Below are 16835 nucleotides of genomic sequence, written 5' to 3'. Positions count from 1 at the left end.
GGGTCCGAACAACAGCCAAAGTCACCCCAACAAGACTTGATCGCCTACCCGACAGGTGCACGCCCAAGCGAGCGATACCCCCCCGCGGGCAAAGGCATATGGCGCTGGAGCTCCGCGTTCCAAGAGGCCAAAAACTGTATTTTTCAAAGCCCTTGAAAGGCTTGCGAGCACTACAAACTGAGAAGCCATGGGGGCCGCGCACTGAATGTCTCTTTGCGACAAAGGCCTCTCCAACCTGGAGTCCATCATGTTTGTGATCCCCGTCAGCCGCCATCTGCACCACCAAGAAGCCGAGTTCGCCCGCCAGATCGAGCGCATGTTCAAGACCGATACGGAGGCCGTCTCTTTGCGCTCACCAGCCCTGGACGTCAAGGAGACCGAACACAGCTATGTGCTGCAACTGGACCTGCCCGGCGTCAACAAAGAAGCTGTGAAGATCTCGATCGAAGGTCGCCGGGTCAGCATTGACGCCGAACAGGCCAAACCTGAGCAAGCCACGAACGAGGCCGGCCAAGCCGCCGAACAGGTCTTGCATCAAGAACGCGCCTTGACCCGCTTCTCGCGCAGCATCGTGCTGCCCAAGGAAGTCAGCCAATCGGATTCCAAGGCCAAGCTGGAACTCGGCGTGTTGACCTTGACGCTGGCCAAACGCCAGCCTGCAGCTGCCAGCCATTTGCCGGTGATGTGAGCCTGCGACCTATAAACGCGCAGACCTGGCCCAGGCTAGGCTGCGCCCAAGGTCCAGCGCGGCCGGACCGCAAAAGCGCCATCGTGCTCCAGCGTGGCCATGCCCCGCTGCAGGCGCAAGGCCGCTGCCATGGCGATCATGGCGCCGTTGTCGGTGCACAAGCTCAGTTCCGGGTAATGCACCCGAATACCGCGCTTGGCGCAACTCGCATTCAGCTGCTCCCGCAAGGAGGCATTGGCCCCGACGCCACCGGCTACCACCAGGCGCTTGAGGCCGGTTTCCTTCAAGGCTAGCAGTGACTTGCGCACCAGCAGTTCGACAATCGCAGCCTGGGTGGAGGCCGCCAAGTCGGCGCGTTGTTGATCGTTCGGCGCATCGCCCAGGCGCTTCACCTGGGTCAGCACCGCCGTTTTCAGCCCAGCAAAACTGAAGTCAGGCTTGCCGCTTTTCAGCATGGGGCGCGGCAGGTCAAAAGCCTTGGGGTCGCCCGCAAGCGCCAACTTGGCCAGATGAGGGCCGCCCGGATAGGGCAGGCCCAAGAGCTTTGCGCTCTTGTCAAAGGCTTCGCCGGCCGCATCGTCGATGGTTTCACCCAGCATCTGATACTGGCCGACATCGTCCACCCGCATCAACTGGGTGTGCCCGCCGGAAACCAACAAGGCCACAAAGGGAAACTCTGGTGCGTCGGCAGAAAGGAAGGGCGAGAGCAAATGCCCTTCCAAATGGTGAATGCCCAAGGTCGGCTTGTCGAGCGCCGCCGCCATGGCCACCGCTACACCCGCGCCGACCAACAAGGCACCCGCAAGACCGGGCCCTTGGGTATAGGCAATCACGTCCACGTCACTCAAAGCGCGACCTGACTCGGCCAGCACCTCGCGCGTCAAGGGCAAGACCCGGCGAATATGGTCGCGCGAGGCCAACTCGGGCACCACGCCGCCATAGGCCTGATGCATGCTGATCTGGCTGTGCAGGGCCTGCGCCAGCAAGCGCGGAGCGCCCGTCTGTGGCACCTCAATCAGCGCGACACCGGTTTCATCGCAAGAGGACTCAAAGCCAAGGACCAGCATGCCGGCCCTCAGTGATTTTCTTTAGCGTGATTGATCGAGTACTTGGGAATCTCGATCGTCACATCCTTCTGCCCCAAGATGGCTTGGCAGCTCAGACGCGAGTCAGGCTCCAGACCCCAGGCGCGATCCAGCATGTCTTCTTCGCCCTCTTCCATCTCCGACAAAGACCGGATGCCCTCACGCACCACCACGTGACAGGTGGTACAGGCGCACACCATATCGCAGGCGTGCTCAATCGCGATCTTGTTGTCCAAGAGGGCTTCGCAAATCGACGTTCCGGCGGGCGCACTGACCGTCGTGCCCTCGGGGCAGTACTCGGGATGGGGAAGAATTTTGATGACGGGCATGATGAACTTCTTTCCCTGAACTTAGATTTGCTCGATGCTGCGGCCGGTCAAGGCCTTGTGAATGCCGCGATTCATGCGTGCGGCTGCAAAGGCCTCGGTACCCAGAGCCAAACGCTCGACAGCTGCATCGATCGCAGCAGCGTCGCTGCCAGAAGCGGCATCTGACAATGACTGAAGCAAGCCGGCGATATCGGCTTGCTCGCTCTGACTGAGCAGATCGCCGTCAGCCGCCAAGGCCGATAGTGTGGCCAGACGCATGCGCTCAGCCTCGACCGAAGCCTCGCGCAACTTGCGAGCTTCCATATCGGCTTCTGCACTGGCAAAGCCGTCTTTCAACATGCCGGCGATTTGATCGTCTGACAAGCCATAGCTGGGCTTGACGCTGATGGCCGCTTCGACGCCCGAGATCAACTCCTTGGCCGACACACTGAGTAGTCCATCGGCATCGACTTGGAAGGTGACCCGGATGCGCGCGGCGCCGGCCACCATCGGTGGAATGCCGCGCAACTCAAAGCGCGCCAGCGAGCGGCACTCGCTGACCAACTCACGCTCGCCTTGCAGCACATGCACGGCCATGGCCGTCTGGCCATCTTTGAAGGTGGTGAAGTCTTGCGCCTGCGCGACCGGGATGGTGGCATTGCGCTCAATCACCCGCTCGACCAAGCCGCCCATGGTTTCAAGTCCGAGCGAGAGCGGGATCACATCCAGCAACAAAATGTCGCCACCCGCTGCGTTGCCCGCCAATTGATTGGCCTGGATGGCCGCGCCCAGCGCCACCACCTCATCGGGATTCAGATTGGTCAAGACATCGCGGCCGAACAAGGCCCCCACCGATGTACGCACGATGGGCATGCGGGTGGAGCCCCCCACCATCACCACGCCCTGCACTTCATCGGCCTTGACCTTGGCGTCGCGCAGCACACGGCGCACCGAACTCAAGGTCTTCGCCACCAAGGGCTCGGCCAAGGCTTCAAACTGCGCACGGGTCAGCTGGACCTCGATGGCTCCAGCGTCCAGTTGCGCAGAAAAGCTAACGCTGTCCGCCGCTGACAGCTGCTCTTTCGCGCGGCGCGCTGCCACCAGCACGGCGCGCTTGTCATGGGCACTATCGGCAGCCAAGCCCGCCTGTGCGAGCACAGCGTCAGCAATCACTCGATCAAAATCGTCGCCACCCAAGGCTGCGTCACCACCGGTGGCCACCACCTCAAACACACCGCGGCTCAAGCGCAGCAAAGAGATGTCGAAGGTGCCGCCACCGAGGTCGTAGACGGCATACAAGCCTTCGCTGCCGTTATCGAGGCCATAGGCAATGGCTGCGGCCGTTGGCTCATTGATCAAGCGCAGCACATTCAAGCCGGCCAGTTGCGCCGCATCCTTGGTGGCCTGGCGCTGCGCGTCGTCAAAGTAAGCCGGCACGGTGATCACCGCGCCGAACACATCGTCGGCAAAGCTGTCTTCGGCGCGGAAGCGCAGCGTCGCCAAAATTTCGGCTGAGACCTCAACCGGCGTCTTGATGCCATCGCGCGTTGCCAGCGACACCATGCCGGGCGTGTCTTCAAACTGATAGGGCAGCTTGTCGAGGTTGGCGATATCCGCCAAAGCCCGGCCCATGAAGCGCTTGACCGACACAATGGTGTTGACCGGATCCTCCGCCTGCGCCTGCAGGGCTGCCGCGCCAATCTGGCGACGCCCCTCTTCGAGATAGCGCACGGCCGAGGGCAAGATCACCTGACCTTGCTCATCAGGCAAGCACTCAGCCACACCACTGCGCACCGCAGCGACCAAGGAGTGCGTCGTGCCCAGATCGATGCCGACCGCAATGCGGCGCTCATGAGGGTTGGGCGACTGGCCGGGTTCGGAAATCTGCAGCAATGCCATGTTGTTCTTGTCTTTTGGGTTTACAGCGCGGCTTACGCGTCCAGCGCATCCATACGCCGAGCAATATCGGCGCGAAACTTGGCGAGGAACATCAGCGCCCTCACCTGCTCGGCAGCAGCCAAAGCATCATTCTTGTGATCAAGCAAGCTTTGCACCTGGGCCAGCAACTCGGCTTCACGCGCAGAAATCTGATCATCCAGCGCCTCCACCGCTGAGGCATCAACGGCTTCGTCGAGCGCCTCACGCCAGCTCATTTGTTCCATCAAAAAGGCCGCCGGCATGCGGGTGTTTTCATGCGTGCGCAGAGGTGCTCCACGCAGCTCGCAGAGATAAGCGGCCCGTTTGAGCGGATCACGCAAGCGTTGATGCGCTTCATTCACGCGCACCGCCCACTGCATGGCGATGCGCTGAGCCGCTGCACCTTCGCTGGCGAATTTGTCTGGATGCACCTGAGACTGCAGCGTCTTCCAGCATGCGTCGATGTCGGCACGATTCTGGTCCTGCCGCTGGGGCAAACCAAAAAGGCTGAAGTCATCGTCATCAAGTCGCATCAAAGGCTCTACGCTTCAAGAAAAAGGCGCAGCTCTCGCCGCGCCCGGGACCGAACACAAAAAGGGGCGCAACTTTACACGCGGAAGGACTCACCGCAGCCGCAGCGGTCTTTCTCGCGCGGATTGCGGAACTTGAAGCCCTCGTTCAAGCCTTCGCGCACGAAGTCCAGCTCGGTGCCATCCAGGTAAGGCAGGCTTTTGGGGTCGATCAAGATCTTGATGCCATGACCCTCGAAGACCACATCCTCGGGCGCCACCTCATCGGCGTACTCCAGCTTGTAGGCCAGACCGGAGCAACCGGTGGTCTTGACGCCCAAGCGAACGCCCACGCCCTTGCCGCGCTTGGTGATGTAGCGCGTCACATGGCGCGCAGCAGCTTCGGTCACAGTCACTGACATGCCGGTGATCCCTTATTGGGCTGCTTGAGCGGCGCCGCCATGCTTGGCGCGGTAGTCATCCACGGCCGCCTTGATGGCGTCTTCGGCCAAGATGGAGCAGTGAATCTTGACCGGCGGCAGGGCCAACTCTTCGGCGATCTGGGTGTTCTTGATGTCCAGCGCCTGATCCAAGGATTTGCCCTTGACCCATTCGGTCACCAGCGAACTCGAGGCGATGGCGGAACCGCAGCCATAGGTTTTGAACTTGGCGTCTTCGATCAAACCGGTGGCTGGGTTGACTTTGATCTGCAGCTTCATCACATCGCCGCAGGCCGGCGCGCCGACCATGCCGGTGCCAACCGAGTCATCGCCCTTTTCAAAGGCGCCGACATTGCGGGGGTTTTCGTAGTGATCAACGACTTTTTCGCTATAGGCCATGATGTTCTCCTGATTCTGTTCGTGTCGCGCCGAGATTCAACTCAGTGCGCTGCCCATTGAATGGTGCTGAGGTCGATGCCGTCTTTGTACATATCCCAGAGCGGCGACAACTCGCGCAATTTGCCGACTCTGTCCTTCAGGGTCGCAATCGCATAATCAATCTCTTCGACGGTGGTGAATCGGCCGATCGTCATGCGCAAAGAGGAATGCGCCAACTCATCGCTGCGGCCCAAGGCGCGCAAGACATAGCTGGGCTCCAAGCTGGCCGAAGTACAGGCCGAACCGGACGACAAGGCCAAGCCCTTCACACCCATGATCAACGACTCGCCTTCCACATAGTTGAAGGACATGTTCAGGTTGTGCGGCACGCGGCGCTCGAGGTCGCCGTTCACAAACACCTGCTCAATGCCACTCAGGCCATCCAGCAGGCGCTTATGCAGGGTACGAATGCGCGCGCTCTCTTCCGCCATTTCTTCGCGAGCGATGCGGTAAGCCGTGCCCATGCCCACAATCTGGTGCGTGGCCAAGGTGCCGGAGCGCATGCCGCGCTCTTGCCCGCCGCCGTGCATTTGCGCTTCCAGACGAATCCGCGGCTTGCGGCGCACATAAAGAGCGCCAATGCCTTTGGGGCCATAAGTCTTGTGTGAAGCCAAGCTCATCAAGTCGACCGGCAGCGTGGCCAGGTCGATTGCGACCTTGCCGGTGGCTTGAGCGGCGTCCACGTGGAAGATCGCACCGCGCTCACGGCACATCGCTCCGATGGCGGGAATGTCTTGAATCACACCGATCTCATTGCTAACGAACAGCACCGAAACCAAGATGGTGTCCGGACGGAAGGCGGCCTTGAGTTTGTCCAAATCGACAAGACCATTTGCCTCAACGTCGAGGTAAGTCACCTCAAAACCCTGACGCTCCAACTCGCGGCAGGTGTCCAGCACCGCCTTGTGTTCGGTCTTCAGCGTGATGATGTGCTTGCCGCGGGTCTTGTAGAACTGGGCCGCGCCCTTGAGGGCGAGATTGATGGACTCGGTGGCACCCGAAGTCCAGACGATTTCGCGCGGGTCAGCACCAATCAGGGCCGCCACTTCTTCGCGAGACTTCTCAACGATGGCTTCGGCTTCCCAGCCCCAGGCATGGCTGCGTGAGGCCGGATTGCCGAAATGCTCACTCAACCAAGGCACCATGGCGGTAACGACGCGGGGGTCCACGGGCGTGGTCGCGCCGTAGTCCAAATAGATCGGGAAATGCGGGGTCATATCCATTTTTGGCTGGGCTTCTTGCTTGGCTTGTTTTCTGTAGAAACGTGTTTACTTGGTGAAGGCATTGCCGAGGGCAAAGACCGAATTCGGCGCCGTGATGCGGATGGGCTTGACCACCGGCGTGGAGGAAATGGCGCGCTTCATCGGTGACTCTTCAATGGTCACGCCTTTGGCGACCTGGTCTTCCACCAGCTTGCGCAGCGACACCGAGTCCAAATACTCGATCATCTTGGCGTTCAAACTGGTCCAGAGCTCATGGGTGATGCAGCGGCCGGTGTTCTCGCCCATGCAGTTTTCATGGCCGCCGCAACCGGTCGCGTCGATGGGTTCATCCACGGCCACGATGATGTCGGCCACGGTGATTTCGCTGGATTTGCGACCCAGGGAGTAACCGCCGCCCGGTCCGCGGGTGCTTTCCACCAATTCATGGCGGCGCAGCTTGCCGAACAGCTGCTCCAGATAAGACAGTGAGATTTGCTGGCGCTGGCTGATGGCGGCCAAGGCCACCGGCCCACCGTTCTCGCGCAGGGCCAGATCAATCATTGCAGTGACGGCAAAACGGCCCTTGGTGGTGAGTCGCATCTATCTCTCCTTATGGTCCGAACGACCGGGTGGCCGAGCAAAAACAGAGCAAAACAATCGGAAATGCAGCGCAAGCTTTCCGCGCTGGAACCAAGACCGCCACCTTGAACTTCAATGAGCGGGTTTACCCTGGATCAATTCCGACCATTTTACTCAATTACTGCAAAGCTTGCTGGAGAGCCCTCAAAAGCAAGCCTGAACTACTTGAGGATATGGTCGTGGACCACAGCGCCAAAGGCTTGCTCGCGCAGCTGCGCCAGCTGGTCGCGCACACGGGCGGCCTTCTCGAACTCCAGACTGCGCGCATGTTCGAGCATCTGCTTTTCCAACAAGGCCATGCGTTTGCTGAGGTCCTTTTCAGACATCTGTTCGACCTCGGCCACCTGCAGCAGTTTCTGGTCGTCACGGCCGCTCTTTTCAGAATAGACGCCGTCGATCAGGTCCTTGATGCGTTTGTTGAGCGCGCGCGGCGTGATGCCATGGGTTTCATTGAAGGCCAACTGCTTGATACGGCGCCGCTCGGTCTCGCCCATGGCCTTCTTCATCGAGTCGGTGATGCGGTCGGCATACAAAATCGCCTTACCGCGCAAATTGCGCGCCGCCCGGCCTATGGTCTGGATCAAGCTGCGCTCGGAGCGCAAAAAGCCTTCTTTGTCTGCATCCAGAATTGCGACCAGAGAAACCTCGGGGATATCCAAACCTTCTCGCAGCAGGTTGATACCCACCAGCACGTCAAAAGTGCCCAGGCGCAGGTCACGCAAGATCTCCACCCGCTCGACCGTGTCCACATCCGAATGCAAGTAGCGCACCTTGACGCCGTTGTCGCTCAAGTAATCCGTCAGCTGTTCGGCCATGCGCTTGGTCAAGGTGGTGATCAAGACCCGCTCGTTCACCTCCACCCGTTCCCGAATCTCTTGCAAGACATCGTCGACCTGATGCGTGGCAGGCCGCACCTCCACTTGCGGGTCCACCAAGCCAGTCGGACGCACCACCTGCTCGACGATTTGCCCGGAGTTCTCTTGCTCGTAATTGCCGGGCGTGGCCGACACAAATACCGCCTGGCGCATCTTGCGCTCGAACTCATCAAACTTGAGCGGCCGGTTGTCGAGCGCTGAAGGCAGGCGAAAGCCATATTCCACCAGCGTCGTTTTGCGCGCCCGGTCGCCGTTGTACATGCCACCAAACTGACCGATCAGCACATGGCTTTCATCCAGGAACATCAGCGCATCTTTGGCCAGATAGTCCACCAAAGTCGGCGGCGCCTCGCCGGGCTGTGCGCCTGAGATATGTCGGGTGTAGTTCTCAATGCCTTTGCAATGCCCCACCTCTTGCAGCATCTCCAGGTCAAAGCGGGTGCGCTGCTCCAGGCGCTGGGCCTCCACCAGTTTGCCGTCTTGCACAAACTGCCCCAGGCGTTCACGCAACTCTTGCTTGATGGTCTCCATGGCCGCCAAAACACGCTCGCGCGGCGTGACGTAATGGCTGCTGGGGTAGACGGTGAAGCGCGGGATCTTCTGGCGAATCTTGCCGGTCAGCGGGTCAAAGAGCTGCAGCGTCTCGACCTCGTCATCAAACAGCTCAATTCGAAGTGCCAGCTCCGAGTGCTCGGCGGGGAAGACATCAATCGTGTCGCCCCGTACGCGGAAGGCGCCGCGGCTGAACTCCACCTCATTGCGGGTGTACTGCATGCGAATCAGCTGGGCGATCACATCGCGCTGGCCCATCTTGTCGCCGGTGCGCAGCGTCATCACCATCTGGTGATAGTCGGCAGGGTTACCAATGCCGTAAATCGCTGAAACCGAGGCCACGATCACCACATCGCGGCGCTCCATCAAGCTCTTGGTGGCCGACAAACGCAATTGCTCAATATGCTCATTGATGGCGCTGTCCTTCTCGATGAAAAGATCGCGCTGCGGCACATAAGCCTCGGGCTGGTAGTAGTCGTAGTAGCTAACGAAATACTCCACCGCATTATTGGGAAAGAAATCCCGGAACTCGGAGTACAGCTGGGCTGCCAGGGTCTTGTTGGGCGCAAAAATGATGGCGGGCCGCCCCAGGCGGGCAATCACATTGGCCATGGTGAAGGTCTTGCCCGAGCCGGTCACGCCCAGCAAGGTCTGGAAGCTCAAACCGTCGTTCACGCCTTCGACCAGCTTCTCAATCGCGACCGGTTGATCACCGGCTGGCGGGAAAGGCTGGAACAGCTGGAACGGCGAACCTTCGAAAGTCACGAACTCACCCTTCGGCGCCTCGGCTGGCGCAGTGTTTTCGTCGTCTTTGTCTATGAGGGCAGTCGGATCTTGCATAGGGTCATCCCGGAAACGGCGCGCGTCGCCGCCTAGAATTCGCGGTCTGCGCAACCCGACAGGTTAGCGTAGACGCTGGCTTCATGCCCTCACCCTCGCCCTCACTTGTTGACACCGTTCTGTCAGGAAAGCCGTCCATGTCTTTGTTTTCCGCCGTCGAAATGGCCCCTCGCGACCCGATTCTGGGTCTGAATGAGCAATTCAATGCCGACCCCAACCCTGCCAAGGTCAATCTGGGCGTGGGCGTCTATTTCGATGCCGCAGGCAAGCTGCCCTTGCTGAAGTGCGTGGCCGAGGCCGAAGGCGCCATGCTGGCCGCCCCCAAGGCGCGCGGCTATTTGCCGATTGACGGCATCGCCGCCTACGACAAGGCCGTCCAGGGCTTGGTCTTTGGCGCCGACAGCGCCGTGGTGAAAGACAAGCGCGTCGCGACGATCCAGGCCATCGGCGGGACCGGCGGCCTGAAGATTGGCGCCGACTTTTTGAAACGCCTCAATCCAGGCGCCAAAGTGTTGATTTCCGACCCCAGCTGGGAGAACCACCGCGCCCTGTTCAGCAATGCGGGCTTCGACGTCGAGACCTATCCTTACTTCGACGCGGCCAATCTCGGCATCGCCTTCGATGCCATGTTGGCTGCCTTGAATGCCGCAGCCGCAGGCACCGTGGTGGTCTTGCACGCTTGCTGCCACAACCCAACCGGTTACGACCTGACGAGCGCCCAGTGGGACCAAGTGGTCGAGGTGGTTAAGGCACGTGGCTTGGTGGCCTTTTTGGACATGGCCTACCAAGGCTTTGGTGAAGGCATCCAAGAAGACGGCGCGGTGATTCAGCAGTTCTTGGCGGCCGGCTTGGACTTCTTTGTGTCCACCAGTTTCTCCAAGAGCTTCTCGCTGTATGGCGAGCGCGTCGGCGCCTTGAGCGTGGTGTGCGGCTCGGCCGAAGAAGCCTCGCGCGTACTGAGTCAGCTGAAGATTGTGATCCGCACCAACTACTCCAACCCACCGACCCACGGCGCTCAAGTGGTGGCCACCGTTTTGTCGACTCCGGCATTACGCGCACTGTGGGAAGAGGAACTGGCCGGCATGCGCCTGCGCATTCGCGCCATGCGCGTGGCCTTGGTGGAGGCCTTGCAAGCGGCTGGCGTTCAACAAGACCTGAGCTTTGTGACGCGCCAAAAAGGCATGTTCAGCTACTCCGGCCTGTCGGCTGCGCAAATGCAGCGCCTGCGCAGCGAGTTTGGCATTTACGGCGTCGACTCGGGCCGCATTTGCGTGGCCGCATTGAACGAGCAAAACCTGCCGGCCGTCGCCCGCGCCATGGCCGCCGTCATCAAAGGCTGAAAGCCAAAGGCCAAGACAGCCGAGACGGCGAACGAGACCCGCAAGCCCCAATAAATCACCCTTTATTGGGGTTTTGCGATACATACGCGGCCAGCCGGCCTCGTAAAATGCTGCAATGCACAAAATCAGGGAAGATAGATTTTGTGCACGACACGCGGGCCCTTTGCCCGCGTTCTTATCGCAAGCAAAGGACAGACGACCATGCTGTATCAACTGTTTGAAACTCAGCGCGCGCTGATGAGCCCCTTCGCGGAATTTGCCAGCGCTTCGGCCAAGTTGTACAGCCACCCCTTATCGCCTTTCGCTCATTCTCCAATGTCGCAGCGTGTCTCGGCCGGCCTGGACCTGATGCACCGCCTGGGCAAGGACTACGAAAAACCCGAGTTTGGAATTCGTGGCGTTGAGGTAGACCAGGTCGAAGTCGCGGTGCAGGAATTGGTACCCGTGGAGAAGCCGTTCTGCCGTTTGATGCGTTTCAAACGTTACACCGATAACGTCGCGGTGTTGACGAAAATGAAGGACCAACCCACCGTCTTGGTGGTGGCGCCGCTGTCCGGCCATCACAGCACCTTGCTGCGCGATACCGTGCGCCAACTGCTGAAAGACCACAAGGTCTACATCACCGATTGGACCGACGCACGCATGGTGCCGCTCGAAGAGGGGCCCTTCCATCTGGATGATTACATTGCCTATGTGCAAGAGTTCATTCGGCACATCGGTCCTGACTGCCATGTGATTTCGGTCTGCCAGCCGACGGTCCCGGTCCTGGCCGCAATCTCCTTGATGGCCTCCAACGGAGAACAAACACCACGATCCATGACCATGATGGGCGGCCCGATTGACGCCCGCCGCAGCCCGACAGCGGTCAACAATTTGGCAATGAACCGAAGCTTCAGCTGGTTTGAGGCCAATGTGATTTATCGGGTACCGACCAATTTCCCAGGCGCCGGCCGGCAGGTCTATCCTGGCTTCTTGCAGCACACCGGTTTTGTGGCGATGAACCCAGACCGCCACCTCACGTCCCATTACGACTATTTCCTTGACTTGGTTAGGGGTGACGACGATGGCGCGGACTCCCACCGTCAGTTCTACGATGAGTACAACGCGGTCTTGGACATGCCTGCCGAGTACTACCTGGACACCATCAAGACCGTGTTTCAAGACTTTGCCTTGGTCAACGGGACGTGGGACGTCAAGGGGCAGCTCGTTCGTCCTCAAGACATCAAGGGGACGGCGCTGTTGACGGTTGAAGGTGAATTGGATGACATCTCAGGCGCGGGCCAAACCCGTGCGGCGCATGAACTCTGCGAGGGCATCCCGTCCGAGCATCAGCATCACTACGATGCCGTGGGCGCAGGCCATTACGGGATTTTTTCAGGCCGTCGCTGGCGTGAAAAGGTCTATCCGGAGGTTCAGCGCTTTATTGCCAAGTACGACCTTGAGCCCGTGCTGAGTGCGCCCCAAAAGCCAAGCACTGAAACGGGTACCGCCTCCAGCAATGGGCGTCGGGCACGCAGCAAACAGGCTTGAACCCAGGTCAGGCAGCTTGAACGACTCGATTGACAGCAAGCGGCAATTTCTGATTGCTCGGCTTAACGCCGCCTTGCCGCAGACCCAGTGCACCCGCTGCGCTTATCCGGACTGCCATTCCTATGCAGTTGCCATCGCGGATGGCGCGGCTGAGATCAATCAATGCCCACCAGGCGGCGCAGAGGGCGTTCGTCGACTCGCGGCCTTGACGGGCCAGCCAGCGCGGCCCTTGAGTGACGCGCACGGGCAAGAGGGGCCACGCAAGTTGGCGCTGATTGACGAAAGCTGGTGCATTGGTTGCACCCTGTGCATCAAGGCATGCCCAGTGGACTGCATCGTTGGCGCGCCCAAACAAATGCATTGGATCGTGAGTCAGCAATGTACGGGATGTGAACTCTGCATTCCGGCCTGCCCCGTGGATTGCATCTCGATGCTTGAGCTCGAGCCCGATCAAACAGGCTGGGCCGCATGGAGCCCCGTACAGGCGGCACAAGCACGCGATCGGTACGAGTTTCATCGCTTAAGGCAAGCGCGCGACAAGCGCGAAAACGAGGCTCGTTTGCAAGCGAAGGCTGAAGCGAAGTTGGCGGATCTGGCACAGGCCTCCAAGATCACCGACCCCCAGGAGTTGGACCGTAAACGATCGGCCATCGAGGCCGCTCTTGCCCGCGCACGCGCCAAACGCAAGGTCTGAAGTTCGCTTGTTGCGGAGGTTGTCTTGGCTTTAGGGCTGGCGAGTTGAGGCCCTGCTGACAACTCCTTCCTCACACTGTTTTCTTGCTCAAGGCGGCGAAAAATGAAGCATCCACGCCGCGTCACAAGATCGATACGCCTACGGCCGTACGGATTGAACGGCAGGATGCTGCTAGCGCAGGAGAGAGAAGCCTTTTAAATTGTGTGCAATTTAATTGCAAACTAGACTCTCCCCATGTCAAGCAAGCCCACAAGCCAAGGAACGAACGAGCGCGGAGGCAAAGCTCGGCCCTTCCTCGCGGACGATGTGCCACTCAAGCTCGACCACCAACTCTGCTTCGCCCTTTACGCCAGTTCTCTGGCAATGACCAAGGCCTACAAACCGCTGCTCGAGCCCCTCGGTCTGACCTACCCTCAATACTTGGTCATGCTGGCGCTCTGGGAGTCTGACGGCATTGGCGTCTCAACCTTGGGCGCGCGCCTTTCTTTGGACTCAGGCACCCTGACACCTTTGCTGAAGCGACTGGAACTCCAGGGCTGGATTCGTCGCCTCCGGGCCAAAGACGATGAGCGGCGGGTGGAGATCCTCCTCACACCCGCGGGCCTGTGCTTGAAAGAAGCCGCTCGCCCGATACCTGGCATCATGCTCCGCACCAGCGCCTGTCCATTGGAAGAAGTTAATGAGATCAGGGAACGTCTGCATCAGCTAACGCGCCAGATCCAAGGAAAAAGTGACTCAGATAGTGACGCTGCAACGAGCAGAGGCCGCCCCTAATCTGTGTGACTTGCCAATCATTCCCTCGTTCCCAACCCCACTTAACGCCCGAAAAGGACGACGCCATGACCCTCGAAAAAGTTCTGTACACCGCTCATGCCACCAGCACAGGGGGGCGTGAAGGCACATCCTCTACCCCAGATGGCGCCTTGAAGGTGACGCTTTCCACCCCCAAGGAGTTGGGAGGCGCAGGCGGCTCCGGCACAAACCCGGAACAATTGTTCGCCGCCGGCTATTCGGCCTGCTTTATCGGCGCCATGAAGGCCGTGGCTGGCAAGATGAAAGTTTCTCTGCCGTCGGACCTCAGCATTAATGCTGAGGTCGGCATTGGCCCTATTCCTGCGGGCTACGGCATTCAGGTCGCTATGTACATCCAAATTCCTGGGATGGAAAAGGCCGCTGCGGAGCAACTGATTGCTGCCGCTCACCAAGTCTGCCCCTATTCAAATGCCACCCGAGGCAATATCGATGTTTCCTTGAACCTCGTGTAAGGGTTCAACGCCGGCCGCGGAGCGATGACGATCGCTCCTCCGCAGTGCCTAGCCGTTCCCGGTCGCGCATTGCGCAAGCCAAACCGCCAAGAGGTCTTTCCTCTGGGTGCCAAGCTAAACAAAGAGCCAGCCCCCGACAGTCCAGGGCCTCTTGCCTATTGCTTTCGGCCGACCTGAATGGCCAACTTCTGCTGCAGCAAGTTCAGCAACAACTCGACTCTGGCCTTCACCGGACTCAAGGTGCCGGCACTGGGCAAGGCATCTGCTGAGGACGTCACAGGTCCTGCGTCGCAACGGGTGCTACGCAACACCGCAACCCCCTTAGCCTGAGCTTCACGTAAGGCGCTCTCAAGCTCTGTGGATAGACTACCGTTGCCAGTGCCTGCCACCACCAAGCCGTCAACCCCTTGCACCAAAAGAGCACGGACAATCGAACCGGTGGCGCCCACATGATTCATGATGATGTCAACCTTGGGCCAAGCCTCACAGTCCAGGGATGCCAGCAACTCAGTTCCCATGGGCTCGCTCATTAGACGCGCCTGAGACAACCAACGAACGTGCCCCTCTTCGATCCAGGCCAAACGGTTGCCATCAACCGAGGCAAAGGCGTCGACTTTGTAGCTGTGCACCTTTCGGACTTGCTCCGCGCCATGAACCTGCCCTGCGAAAGCCAGCAGAACTCCCCTAGCCTCCGAATCCAGTGCCACACGGACAGCATCCAATAGGTTTTGAGGCCCGTCTTTTTGCAAGGCAGTCGCCGGACGCATCGCAGCGGTCAACACCACAGGTTTGCGCGGCGCCAACACCCGTTGCAAAAAATATGCCGTCTCTTCGAGAGTGTCGGTTCCGTGGGTGATCACCAGCCCTGCGACTTCCGGGCGGGCCAAATGAGCCTGCACCCGCAGTGCCAGCTTTTGCCACGTCGGGAAATCCATGTCCTTGCTGTCCAACTGAGCCAATTGCTCAGCTTCCAATTGATAGGGGGACAACGCAGGTATCGCTGCGAGCAACTGATCGACACCCAATTGTGCGGCGCGATAGCCCACATTATCTGAAGCGGATTCAGCGGTACCCGCGATGGTGCCACCGGTGCCCAGAATCACCACCAAGTTGGGTGCGTCCGTACCTTGGGCCTTGCTCGAATCAAGTTGAACATTGATTTTTTGCATTTTTCTCTAAGCTGGATGAAAATACAGTTACTGGATAAATATTCAGGCCAACCAAAGCAGGATCCTCATGGACGACAAGCCGAAACTCACCGCACGTCAACAACAAATCCTTGATTTGGTCCGACAGGCCATTGAACAGACCGGTGCCCCGCCAACCCGTGCTGAAATTGCGGCTGAGTTGGGGTTTCGTTCGGCCAATGCCGCTGAAGAACACTTACAGGCCCTTGCACGCAAGGGCGTCATTGAACTGCTGGGCGGCACATCGCGTGGCATCAGGCTGAAGTCTGACACATTGAAGGCTGTGAATCAGGCCAGAGAAGCGAAAGAAGCCCAACAGGTGCGCATGGGTCTGAGTAAAAGCAAAGACTTGAATGACCGGCAGTTTTCGCTGCCGCTGGCAGCCTTGGCACAGTTAAGTTTGCCTTTGATCGGCCGCGTAGCCGCCGGCCAACCGATCTTGGCACAAGAACATATCGAACAAAGCTACGCCGTTGAGGCGAGTATGTTTGCGCAGAAGCCGGACTACTTATTGAAGGTCCGCGGCATGAGCATGAAGGATATTGGAATCATGGACGGCGATCTGCTGGCCGTGAAGAAAGTATCCGAAGCCAAGAACGGCCAGATTGTGGTGGCGCGCCTGGGCGACGAAGTCACGGTCAAACGATTTCAGCGCAATCGCAAGGGTATTGAACTGCTAGCCGAGAATTCGGACTTTGAACCCATACTGGTGGCGGAAGGCGATGAGAGTTTCGCCTTGGAAGGTTTGGCGGTCGGCCTTATTCGCGGACAGATGTTCAACTGAACGCAACCCGGCGTATCCACAAATTTGATACAGGCCTTGCTGCCGAAGTCGCCTTGTACCGAATGGAGTTTGTTCGTACCGCGAGGAACCAGTTTCGCCCCCCACCCTGCATTTTCGAACGTCGGTCTAGGCTAGACAGAACCAAACTCGTGGAATATGTCTGCGAGCAGCACCAATCTTCTGCTTGAGGATCAATGAACTGCAGAAGGATACTTCTGCTTCAGCTCGCTTCGGCAGGTCGGCACCTCTCGGTACAGCGAACTGCAAAGGGCTCGCAATTTCAGCCCTTTGCACTAGGGCTTGTCTTGGTATTTGGTGTTACCACTAAGCCAACACTTAGCTCACAGGGCGCGAGCCGACCCCTCATGCCACTAGAACTAGCTTGCCTAGTTTTGCAAGATGAGCACAGTTGAACCTCAGATGGCTACGATGTTCAAGAAGCACAAAGAAAAAGCCCTGACTGCTTTCGCAATCAGGGCTTTCAATATTGGCGGAGTGGACGGGACTCGAACCCGCGACCCCCGGCGTGACAGGCCGGTATT

The 16835-nt window shown here is 59.2% G+C and carries 17 protein-coding genes; 7 read left to right on the top strand and 10 right to left on the bottom strand.

Annotation, left to right across the window (positions count from 1 at the left end):
- The first annotated feature begins 247 nt into the window (after nucleotides 1-247).
- A complete protein-coding gene (locus tag ACOVRJ_RS05260; protein WP_422042846.1) occupies nucleotides 248-688 on the top strand; it encodes an Hsp20/alpha crystallin family protein in 441 nt (146 codons plus the stop codon).
- Nucleotides 689-723: 35 nt separating this feature from the next.
- On the opposite strand, the gene tsaD is transcribed toward ACOVRJ_RS05260, so the two are convergent.
- From tsaD to uvrB, 9 genes are all read right to left on the bottom strand, one after another.
- The gene (tsaD, locus tag ACOVRJ_RS05255) at nucleotides 724-1755 is read right to left on the bottom strand and encodes a tRNA (adenosine(37)-N6)-threonylcarbamoyltransferase complex transferase subunit TsaD (RefSeq protein ID WP_422042845.1); all 1032 of its coding nucleotides are present in this window, start codon (nucleotides 1753-1755) and stop codon (nucleotides 724-726) included.
- A gap of 8 nt (nucleotides 1756-1763) precedes the next feature.
- Entirely contained in the window at nucleotides 1764-2102 is a 339-nt protein-coding gene (gene fdx / locus ACOVRJ_RS05250; protein WP_422042844.1) for an ISC system 2Fe-2S type ferredoxin, read from the bottom strand.
- A gap of 21 nt (nucleotides 2103-2123) precedes the next feature.
- Nucleotides 2124-3980, bottom strand: a complete 1857-nt coding sequence (gene hscA, locus ACOVRJ_RS05245) for a Fe-S protein assembly chaperone HscA (RefSeq protein WP_422042843.1) — start codon at nucleotides 3978-3980, stop codon at nucleotides 2124-2126.
- A 32-nt stretch (nucleotides 3981-4012) separates the two neighbouring features.
- Nucleotides 4013-4531 carry a Fe-S protein assembly co-chaperone HscB gene (gene hscB, locus ACOVRJ_RS05240; RefSeq protein WP_422042842.1) on the bottom strand — a complete coding sequence of 173 codons (519 nt, stop codon included), beginning with the start codon at nucleotides 4529-4531 and terminating at the stop codon, nucleotides 4013-4015.
- 74 nt (nucleotides 4532-4605) lie between these two features.
- Nucleotides 4606-4929 carry an iron-sulfur cluster assembly protein IscA gene (gene iscA, locus ACOVRJ_RS05235; RefSeq protein WP_339593881.1) on the bottom strand — a complete coding sequence of 108 codons (324 nt, stop codon included), beginning with the start codon at nucleotides 4927-4929 and terminating at the stop codon, nucleotides 4606-4608.
- A 12-nt stretch (nucleotides 4930-4941) separates the two neighbouring features.
- Entirely contained in the window at nucleotides 4942-5346 is a 405-nt protein-coding gene (iscU, locus tag ACOVRJ_RS05230) for a Fe-S cluster assembly scaffold IscU (protein ID WP_339593880.1), read from the bottom strand.
- Nucleotides 5347-5387: 41 nt separating this feature from the next.
- Nucleotides 5388-6608 (bottom strand): IscS subfamily cysteine desulfurase, encoded by a 1221-nt coding sequence (locus ACOVRJ_RS05225; RefSeq protein WP_422042841.1) that lies wholly within the window; start codon nucleotides 6606-6608, stop codon nucleotides 5388-5390.
- Nucleotides 6609-6653: 45 nt separating this feature from the next.
- Nucleotides 6654-7187, bottom strand: a complete 534-nt coding sequence (locus ACOVRJ_RS05220) for a Fe-S cluster assembly transcription factor (protein ID WP_263536429.1) — start codon at nucleotides 7185-7187, stop codon at nucleotides 6654-6656.
- Nucleotides 7188-7387: 200 nt separating this feature from the next.
- Nucleotides 7388-9493: an excinuclease ABC subunit UvrB gene (gene uvrB / locus ACOVRJ_RS05215; RefSeq protein WP_422042840.1), complete on the bottom strand. Its 2106-nt coding sequence runs from the start codon at nucleotides 9491-9493 to the stop codon at nucleotides 7388-7390.
- A gap of 137 nt (nucleotides 9494-9630) precedes the next feature.
- Between uvrB and ACOVRJ_RS05210 the strand changes: the two genes are divergently transcribed.
- The 5 genes from ACOVRJ_RS05210 (at nucleotide 9631) to ACOVRJ_RS05190 (ending at nucleotide 14322) form a co-directional block, all read left to right on the top strand.
- Nucleotides 9631-10833, top strand: a complete 1203-nt coding sequence (locus ACOVRJ_RS05210) for an amino acid aminotransferase (protein WP_422042839.1) — start codon at nucleotides 9631-9633, stop codon at nucleotides 10831-10833.
- 201 nt (nucleotides 10834-11034) lie between these two features.
- Complete coding sequence (locus tag ACOVRJ_RS05205) at nucleotides 11035-12363, top strand: polyhydroxyalkanoate depolymerase (RefSeq protein WP_422042838.1); 1329 nt, start codon at nucleotides 11035-11037, stop codon at nucleotides 12361-12363.
- A gap of 16 nt (nucleotides 12364-12379) precedes the next feature.
- Nucleotides 12380-13057 (top strand): electron transport complex subunit RsxB, encoded by a 678-nt coding sequence (gene rsxB / locus ACOVRJ_RS05200; protein ID WP_422042837.1) that lies wholly within the window; start codon nucleotides 12380-12382, stop codon nucleotides 13055-13057.
- Between the two features lie 234 nt (nucleotides 13058-13291).
- On the top strand, nucleotides 13292-13831 hold the full coding sequence (locus tag ACOVRJ_RS05195; RefSeq protein ID WP_422042836.1) for a MarR family winged helix-turn-helix transcriptional regulator: 540 nt from the start codon (nucleotides 13292-13294) through the stop codon (nucleotides 13829-13831).
- Between the two features lie 65 nt (nucleotides 13832-13896).
- Nucleotides 13897-14322 carry an organic hydroperoxide resistance protein gene (locus ACOVRJ_RS05190; protein ID WP_422042835.1) on the top strand — a complete coding sequence of 142 codons (426 nt, stop codon included), beginning with the start codon at nucleotides 13897-13899 and terminating at the stop codon, nucleotides 14320-14322.
- Between the two features lie 155 nt (nucleotides 14323-14477).
- Here the strand turns inward: ACOVRJ_RS05190 and ACOVRJ_RS05185 are convergent, their stop codons facing one another.
- Complete coding sequence (locus ACOVRJ_RS05185; RefSeq protein WP_422042834.1) at nucleotides 14478-15491, bottom strand: asparaginase; 1014 nt, start codon at nucleotides 15489-15491, stop codon at nucleotides 14478-14480.
- Nucleotides 15492-15558: 67 nt separating this feature from the next.
- Here ACOVRJ_RS05185 and lexA point away from each other — a divergent pair, with 67 nt between their 5' ends.
- Nucleotides 15559-16293: a transcriptional repressor LexA gene (gene lexA, locus ACOVRJ_RS05180; protein ID WP_422042833.1), complete on the top strand. Its 735-nt coding sequence runs from the start codon at nucleotides 15559-15561 to the stop codon at nucleotides 16291-16293.
- Nucleotides 16294-16835: the final 542 nt, after the last annotated feature.

This window comes from Roseateles sp., from assembly GCF_049240545.1.
Lineage (GTDB): Bacteria > Pseudomonadota > Gammaproteobacteria > Burkholderiales > Burkholderiaceae_C > Paucibacter_A.
Note: the sequence above shows the minus strand (reverse complement) of the source record. Positions and strands in the feature narration are given on the sequence as shown.